General features: G+C 67.6%; 10 protein-coding genes. 8 read left to right on the plus strand and 2 right to left on the minus strand.

What is annotated here, in order from left to right; translation table 11 throughout:
- Positions 1-66 precede the first annotated feature (66 nt).
- Positions 67-768 carry a DUF5324 family protein gene (locus ACWIF2_RS39075; RefSeq protein WP_454366266.1) on the minus strand — a complete coding sequence of 234 codons (702 nt, stop codon included), beginning with the start codon at positions 766-768 and terminating at the stop codon, positions 67-69.
- Positions 769-1,121: 353 nt separating this feature from the next.
- Here ACWIF2_RS39075 and ACWIF2_RS39080 point away from each other — a divergent pair, with 353 nt between their 5' ends.
- Together ACWIF2_RS39080 and ACWIF2_RS39085 are read left to right on the plus strand one after the other, a co-directional pair.
- Positions 1,122-1,649, plus strand: a complete 528-nt coding sequence (locus tag ACWIF2_RS39080) for a peptidylprolyl isomerase (RefSeq protein ID WP_215120285.1) — start codon at positions 1,122-1,124, stop codon at positions 1,647-1,649.
- Between the two features lie 100 nt (positions 1,650-1,749).
- Complete coding sequence (locus ACWIF2_RS39085; RefSeq protein WP_454366268.1) at positions 1,750-2,640, plus strand: rhomboid family intramembrane serine protease; 891 nt, start codon at positions 1,750-1,752, stop codon at positions 2,638-2,640.
- 255 nt (positions 2,641-2,895) lie between these two features.
- Here the strand turns inward: ACWIF2_RS39085 and crgA are convergent, their stop codons facing one another.
- Entirely contained in the window at positions 2,896-3,150 is a 255-nt protein-coding gene (gene crgA / locus ACWIF2_RS39090; protein WP_215120283.1) for a cell division protein CrgA, read from the minus strand.
- A 139-nt stretch (positions 3,151-3,289) separates the two neighbouring features.
- Between crgA and ACWIF2_RS39095 the strand changes: the two genes are divergently transcribed.
- The 6 genes from ACWIF2_RS39095 to ACWIF2_RS39120 are packed head-to-tail and all read left to right on the plus strand — an operon-like array spanning position 3,290 to position 7,591.
- Entirely contained in the window at positions 3,290-4,072 is a 783-nt protein-coding gene (locus ACWIF2_RS39095; protein WP_454366270.1) for a DUF881 domain-containing protein, read from the plus strand.
- 20 nt (positions 4,073-4,092) lie between these two features.
- Positions 4,093-4,770 (plus strand): class E sortase, encoded by a 678-nt coding sequence (locus tag ACWIF2_RS39100; RefSeq protein WP_454366272.1) that lies wholly within the window; start codon positions 4,093-4,095, stop codon positions 4,768-4,770.
- Between the two features lie 17 nt (positions 4,771-4,787).
- Entirely contained in the window at positions 4,788-4,985 is a 198-nt protein-coding gene (locus ACWIF2_RS39105) for a hypothetical protein (protein ID WP_189727378.1), read from the plus strand.
- Complete coding sequence (locus ACWIF2_RS39110) at positions 4,982-5,620, plus strand: aminodeoxychorismate/anthranilate synthase component II (RefSeq protein WP_193479173.1); 639 nt, start codon at positions 4,982-4,984, stop codon at positions 5,618-5,620. The genes ACWIF2_RS39105 and ACWIF2_RS39110 overlap by 4 nt, the downstream gene beginning before the upstream one ends.
- Entirely contained in the window at positions 5,617-6,825 is a 1,209-nt protein-coding gene (locus ACWIF2_RS39115; RefSeq protein ID WP_454366274.1) for a class E sortase, read from the plus strand. Before ACWIF2_RS39110 ends, ACWIF2_RS39115 begins: the two co-directional genes overlap by 4 nt.
- A gap of 13 nt (positions 6,826-6,838) precedes the next feature.
- Positions 6,839-7,591: a class E sortase gene (locus ACWIF2_RS39120; protein ID WP_454366276.1), complete on the plus strand. Its 753-nt coding sequence runs from the start codon at positions 6,839-6,841 to the stop codon at positions 7,589-7,591.
- Positions 7,592-8,142: the final 551 nt, after the last annotated feature.

Consider the following 8,142-nt stretch of genomic DNA (forward strand, 5'->3'; position numbering starts at 1 on the left):
GGGCGGGAGACTCGCAAGGTCGGACCTCGAGTCTCCCGCCCCGCCGCGCTGTTGCCCCGGCGGCCGTCAGGAACGGTCGTCGCGCCGAGCGGCCTCTTCCTCTGCCTGTTTGGCCTCGACCTCCGGGTCCAGGACCGACTGGCCGGTGCCGTCCACGGAGGACAGCCGGCCCGACTCGGGAACCTCGGTCGCGGCGGGCGGTTCCACCAGCCAGTCCGGGTTGGCCTGCTTGTCCCACCACTTCCAGGCGGCGAAGGCACCACCGGCGAGGGCGCCCAGAATCGCCAGCGTCTTCACGGCACGGCCGGCCCTCGCCCGCCGTTCCTGCTTGCGGACCAGCTTCTGGATCTCCTTCGACGAGACCTGACCACGAAGCGCGGCCAGCGCGGCCACACTCCTGGCGGCGGCCTCGGTCGTGACGGGACCGGCCGCGGCCCTCGCCTGCTCAAGCTTCGGCCTGGAGTAGTCCGCCGCCTGCTTTGCGGCCTTGCGGGTGCGGACGGCGGCTTCCTGGGCGGCCTGGTCGACCTTCGGCGGCACATGCGTACGGGCCTGCTCCAGATACGGCTGCACATGGGCGCCGTACTGAACGCGTGCCTGTCCGGCGGCCTGGGTCACCTTGGGCGCCAGCCGTACGCGTGCCTCGTGTGCGTAGTGCGTAGCCCTGTCCTTGGCCGTGTCGGCGTAGGGCGCCACCACTTCCGCGGCGTGCAGCACGCTGTCCTTCGCCGAACCGGTCGCGGCGCGCACGCTGTCGATGCGGGTCACGGGTTCCTCCTCCTCGGTGGCGTACGGTATTTCGACTTTCCACCCTTTTACGGATCATGCCTCCGGGTGCGCCACCAGGCATGCGCGGGCGGGCATCCGGGTCACGGGAAACGGCGCCGGGCCCTCTCAGGTCGAGAGCCGATCACGTGCAATAGCGGATGAATCGGGGGCAACGGGAGCTTGTCGTCGACAATGCCACGGATCGCCGCCGCGCGCCCCCGCCCCGGGACTACTCGACTGGATTTCCGCAACCGATCGGCCCTGTTTCCCCCCGGCGAACGGAGGTCAGGCGACGTGGAGCGCCGTCCATGCGAGGATCAGGGAGTCACGGAAAGACAACGGAAGGCAGGATCGTGGCTGAGCAGCTCTACGCCACCCTGAAGACCAACCACGGCGACATCGAAGTCCGGCTTCTGCCGAACCACGCCCCCAAGACGGTCAAGAACTTCGTCGAGCTCGCCCAGGGCGAGCGGGAGTGGACTCACCCCGAGACCGGGAAGAAGTCCACGGACAGGCTCTACGACGGTACGGTCTTCCACCGGGTGATCAGTGGCTTCATGATCCAGGGCGGTGACCCGCTGGGCAACGGCACCGGCGGTCCCGGCTACCAGTTCGAGGACGAGTTCCACCCGGACCTGCGCTTCGACAAGCCCTACCTGCTGGCGATGGCCAACGCCGGCCCGGGCACCAACGGCTCGCAGTTCTTCGTCACCGTCTCCCCGACGGCGTGGCTGAACCGCAAGCACACCATCTTCGGCGAGGTCACCGACGCGGCGAGCCAGAAGGTCGTGGACACCATCGCCACGATCCAGACGAACCCGCGCACCGACCGCCCGCTCAACGACGTGGTCATCGAGTCGGTCGTCATCGAGACGCGCTGAGCACGAAGGCCCCCACAGGGGAACCAATCGCCCCGTTCATCCGTAAGGATGGGCGGGGCGGGGCTTTTCCCACCACGGCTTCCACGACATAGGGGATCTCATGGATGACCAGGCTGCGGGCAGCCCGCAGGACGCCCACAGCGTCCCCATGTGCTACCGCCACCCGGACCGCGAGACCGGCATCCGCTGCACCCGCTGCGAGCGCCCGATCTGCCCCGAGTGCATGGTCAACGCCTCCGTCGGATTCCAGTGTCCCGAGTGCGTCCGCACCGGCTCCGGCACAGGTCACAGCCCCACGGCCGCCATGCCCCGGACGATCGCGGGCGGCGCGATCACCTCCGACCCCCGTCTGCTGACCAAGATCCTCATCGGTATCAACCTGGCGGTGTTCATCGCCGTCCAGGTGCGCGAGTCGATCCTCACCGACATCGTCCTGCTCGGCGCCTGGCCGCCGGCGCCCTTCACGCCCACCCAGGGTGTGGCGGGAGGCGAGTGGTACCGCATGGTGACCTCGATGTTCACGCACCAGGAGATCTGGCACATCGCGTTCAACATGCTCAGCCTGTGGTGGCTCGGCGGCCCGCTCGAAGCGGCCCTCGGCCGTGTCCGCTACCTCGCGCTCTACCTCGTCTCGGGTCTCGCGGGCAGTGCCCTGGCCTACCTGCTGGCCTCCCCGAACACGGCCACGCTGGGCGCCTCAGGTGCGATCTTCGGCCTCTTCGGAGCCACGGCCGTGCTGATGCGTCGGCTCAACTACGACATGCGGCCGATCATCGCGCTGCTGGTGATCAACCTGATCTTCACCTTCAGCCCGGGCTTCAACATCTCCTGGCAGGCCCACATCGGCGGCCTCGTCGCCGGTGTCGTCGTCGGATACGCCATGGTCCACGCCCCCCGTGCGCACCGCGCGCTGGTCCAGTACGGCACCTGCGCACTGGTCCTCGGTGTGGTAGTCCTGCTGACCCTCCTGAGGACGGCCCAGCTCAGCTGAGCGTGATGTTGTCCACAGCGGGTGTCGAATCTTGTGCACACGGTGCGGGAACACATGTGCCCCCTGTCACCGACCTGCGTTTTCGCAGGTCAGGCAGGGGGCGAACAAGTTTTCGAGCTGCGGTACTTCCGTCGTACCGGCGTCAACGCCCAACGAGTTATCCACAGATCGTCTTTCTTTTCCACCTGTGGATAACCGCTGTGGATAACTCAGCGAACAGCCCTGGGCAGAGCTGCGTTCACCGTCAGGTGACCGCTACTTCCACTGCGTGGAGACACCGAATCCGGCGGCGATGAAGCCGAAGCCCACCACGATGTTCCAGTTGCCCAGCGAGTCGATGGGCAGTGAGCCGTCGGTGACGTAGAAGACGACGATCCAGGCCAGGCCGATGAGGAACATGGCCAGCATGACGGGCGCGACCCAGGAACGGTTGGTCAGCTTGATGGCCGTTGCCTGCTTCGCCGGCGGCGGCGTGTAGTCGGCCTTCTTGCGGATACGTGACTTCGGCACGAGGGTCTCTCCTGTCGATGCGCTGCGTGGCCGCGCAGGGAACTGGGTCTGGCTCGGGGCAGCGTGAGGGGACTCTGAGTGCTCCCCCGGTCGTCCGTTAGCGTAGTGCTTCCGTGGCGCCGAAGGAGATAAGGGTACGTTGAGCAATTCTGCCGACTCCCCCGGGACGGGATCCACCCCTGAGCGCGCGCGCCGCTTCCGGCCCGTGCGCATCCTCACGGCGGCCGTCTTCGCTCTCGCGGGGCTCATCTTCTTCACCAGCTTCAACACCGCCAAGGGCACCAACATCCGTACGGACAGCTCCCTGCTGAAGCTGTCCGACCTCATCCATGAACGCAGCCGTGAGAACGGCGAGCTGGACGAGACCAACGGAACCCTGCGCCAGGACATAGAGGCGCTCGCCGAGCGGGACGACGGCAGCACGAGGGCGGAGGACCTCAAGCTCTCCGCCCTGGAGCAGCGCGCGGGCACCCAGAGGCTCAAGGGCGATTCGCTGACGGTCACCCTCAACGACGCCCCGCCGGACGCCACCGCCAAGCTCCCCGGCTATCCCGAGCCGCAGCCCGACTTCCTGGTCATCCACCAGCAGGACCTCCAGGCCGTGGTGAACGCGCTGTGGCAGGGCGGTGCGAAGGGCATCAAGGTCATGGACCAGCGGCTGATCTCCACCAGCGCGGTGCGCTGTGTCGGCAACACCCTGATCCTCCAGGGCCGCGTCTACTCACCGCCGTACAAGATCACTGCGGTGGGCGACCCGGACAAGCTGCAGAGGACGCTCGCGGCGTCCCCGGCGATCCAGAACTACATGGTCTACGTCAATGTCTACGGGCTCGGCTGGAAAGTCGAGGAGAACGGGCCGGTGACTCTTCCCGGCTACTCGGGCACAGTGGATCTGCACTACGCGAAGCCCGTGGAGCAGTAGCCAGGCCGGGGGAGCTGCCGGTGCGCGTGATCGTCAGGACCGTCAGCGAACTGTGCATCACCGTCGGCGCCGTGATCGTGCTGTTCGTCGTCTATGTGCTGTTCTGGACCGGTGTGAAGGCCGACCATGTCATGGACGACCAGATCGATCTGCTGCAGAAGGAGTGGTCGAAGCCCCGTCCGCCGGCCGACGGCTCCTCCGTCAGCCCGGGGCGGCCCGCGCCCTACGCCAAGGGCAAGCCCTTCGCGATCATGTACATCCCGCGTCTTGGTTTCACGTGGAACAAGCCGGTGCTGGAGGGCACCGCGACCGGCACCCTGAAGAAGGGGCTCGGGCACTACGCGGGCACCGCCCAGCTGGGGCAGAAGGGGAACTTCGCGGTCGCCGGCCACCGCCGTACCTACGGCGATCCCTTCAAGGACTTTCCCAGGCTGCGGCGCGGCGATGCGGTGGTGCTGACCGACGGCACGACATGGTTCACGTATCGGATCGACAAAGGCCCGTACAAAACAGTGCCCTCGGATATCGAGGTGATCGACCCTGTTCCACGTACTTCTGGGTACACGCGTCCGGGCCGGTATCTGACGCTGACCACGTGTGAACCGGAATGGGGACACAGTCATCGTCTGATCGTCTGGGCGCACCTGGACTCCACCCAGCCTGTGGAGGCCGGGAAACCGGAGGCGTTGCGCCGTTAGTCTGGTGGCTGTACGGCGTGGGTCTGGTGCCGTGGTACGACGGAAGGGACGGCATGTACGGCTGGGTCTGGCGGCATCTGCCGGGGAACACGTGGGTGAAGGCGCTGATCTCACTCGCCCTGGTCGTGGCCGTGGTCTACGTCCTCTTCCAGTTCGTCTTCCCGTGGGCGGAACCGCTGCTGCCCTTCAACGATGTGACGGTGGACAACCAGTGAGCGCGCGCATTCTCGTCGTCGACAACTACGACAGCTTCGTCTTCAACCTGGTCCAGTACCTGTACCAGCTGGGCGCCGAGTGCGAGGTCCTGCGCAACGACGAGGTGTCGACGGCGCACGCCCAGGACGGCTTCGACGGCGTCCTGCTCTCCCCGGGGCCCGGCACTCCGGAGCAGGCGGGCGTCTGCGTCGACATGGTCCGGCACTGCGCCGCCACGGGCGTCCCGGTCTTCGGCGTCTGCCTCGGCATGCAGTCGATGCAGGTGGCGTACGGCGGTGTCGTGGACCGCGCGCCCGAGCTGCTGCACGGCAAGACCTCGCCGGTGGAGCACGCCGGCAAGGGCGTCTTCGCGGGCCTGCCCTCGCCCTTCACGGCGACGCGCTACCACTCCCTGGCCGCCGAGCCCGCCACGGTCCCGGCCGAGCTGGAGGTCACGGCCCGGACCCACGACGGCATAGTCATGGGCCTGAGGCACCGCGAACTTCCGGTCGAGGGTGTGCAGTTCCACCCCGAGTCGGTGCTGACCGAGCACGGGCACCGGATGCTGGCCAACTGGCTGGTGGAGTGCGGCGACCAGGGTGCGGTGGCGAGGTCGGCCGGGCTCGCCCCGGTGGTGGGCAGGGCCACGGCGTGACGGCGCTGCGCCCCGAGCGCGAGTCCGACACCTCGTACGGGCAGCAGTCGTACGGGGCGCCGGGTGCGTTCGAGGACTGGTCGGGCTCGGGGGCGTACGGCGCCTCCCCGCAGCCGGAGCCGCAGCCGAACCCGCAGCCACAGCCGTACATGTCAGAGCCGTACATGTCAGAGTCGTATGTGCCGGAGCCCGAGCCGGATCCGTACGCGGCGTCGTACGAGCCTCTCCCCGAGGAGCCGTACCTTCCTCCGGTCGACGAGGAGACGGTGGCGCTGCGGATCCCGGATCCGCCGCCCGCGGCCGGTGACTCCACAACGGGCTCTCCGGGCTCCTCCGCCCCGCGGCAGGCCGGACCGGCCCATGGTGGCCGGGCGGCCCGCAGAAAGGCCGCCAAGCGCCGTCACGGGCGCCATGGAGGCGCTCCGGACGCCCGCTCGGCTCAGGAGGACCCGGCTCAGGAGGGCCCGGCTCGGGAAGGGCGGCGGGCGCCGCTGTCACGGGTCGAGGCGCGGCGGCAGGCCAAGGCGCGCAAGCCGGGCGCCGCGGTCGTCGCCAGCCGGGCGATAGGTGAGGTTTTCATCACGACCGGCGTGCTGATGCTGCTGTTCGTCACCTACCAGCTGTGGTGGACGAACGTGCGGGCGCACGCCCAGGCCGGCAAGGAGGCCAGCAGCCTCCAGGACGACTGGGCGAACGGCAAGCGCAACCCGGGGGCCTTCGAGCCGGGGCAGGGCTTCGCCATCCTGCACATCCCGAAGCTGGACGTGGTCGTGCCGATCGCCGAGGGCACCAGCAACAAGGGCGTCCTGGACCGGGGCATGGTCGGGCATTATGCGGACGGCGCGCTGAAGACCGCGATGCCGGGCGACAAGAGCGGCAACTTCGGGCTCGCGGGTCACCGCAACACTCATGGAGAACCGTTCCGGTACATCAACAAACTCACGCCGGGTGACCCGATCGTCGTCGAGACGCAGGACGAGTACTTCGTCTACAAGATGGCGTCGATCCTGCCGGTGACCCCGCCGAGCAACACGAGTGTCCTGAAGCCCGTCCCCACCGGGTCGGGATTCACCGAGCCCGGCCGGTACATCACGCTGACCACGTGCACGCCGGAGTTCACCAGCAAGTACCGGATGATCGTCTGGGGCAAGATGGTCGAGGAACGGCCGCGCAGCAAGGGCAAGCCGGATGCGCTCGTCAGTTAAGGGCAGATGACCAGTGGCAGCGACCACCGACACGGACCACGAAGAGCACATCGGCGCGCCCGCGCCGCGGCGGGCGGCGGCACGCCGCCGGCCCGGCCCGATCGCCATAGCGGTCAGTGTCTTCGGGGAACTCCTCATCACCGCGGGCCTGGTCCTCGGTCTGTTCGTCGCCTACTCGCTGTGGTGGACGAACGTCGTCGCCGACCGCGCGGCCGGCAAGCAGGCCGACAAGGTCCGTGACGACTGGGCCCACGGCCGGGGCGGCCCGGGCGTGCTGGACACCAAGAACGGCATCGGCTTCCTGCACGTGCCCGCGATGAGCGGCAGTGAGGTGCTGGTCGAGAAGGGTACGTCGAACAAGATCCTCAACGACGGTGTCGCCGGTTACTACACCGATCCCGTCAAGGCGACCCTGCCGATGTCGGGGAAGACCGGCAACTTCTCCCTCGCGGCTCACCGGGACGGCCACGGCGCCAAGTTCCACAAGATCGACAAGATCAAGAAGGGCGACCCGATCGTCTTCGAGACGAAGGACAAGTGGTACGTCTACAAGGTCTACGACATCCTTCCCGAGACCTCGAAGTACAACGTCAAGGTCCTGTCCAAGGTCCCGAAGGAATCGGGGAAGAAGAAGCCGGGCCACTACATCACCCTGACGACCTGCACGCCGGTGTACACGAGCACGTACCGCTACGTCGTGTGGGGCGAGCTGGAACGGGTCGAGAAGGTGGACGCGGACCGGACACCGCCGAAGGAACTGGGCTGAAGGTCCTGTTGTGGGCCTTCCAGTCGTCGATCCGGTCGTCGAGGGATACGGCGTCGGTCGGGACGGGGTTTTCCACAGGCTGTGTGCGCGCCAGGTACTCCATGTCGAGGAGATACACACGTACCTGACGTGCGACTTCGCTGTCTCGGAGCAGCATGGCGACGTTGAGGACGGCGTGTCGGGAGAAGAGGGCGAGGGACCGGGTGCGGGACTGGATTCCACTGAGGTTCTTGAAGGACCTCAGTTCTTCAGTTCTTCGCCGGTCAGCAGACCGTAGCCGTTGGCCATCAGCTCGGTGCGATGGTCCTTGACAAGTGACTCTGTTGAGCACGTCCGTGCGGTCGAGCACGCTGCGGCGCAGAGTCCGCGATTCCACCAGCGCCATTTCGTTGATCACGACTTGTCCTTCGACTCGTATGGCCGGGGCGGAGTTCCGATGCCCCACCGCGATGACGCCCTCGCCGCCTACGACGCGGCCCGCCGCCGCCCCGACCAGCGGCTGGCCCGCGCGGCCCGGCTGATGAACCGCGCCTGATACGCGAAAGGGCCTG

The organism is Streptomyces sp. NPDC055506 (assembly GCF_053643595.1).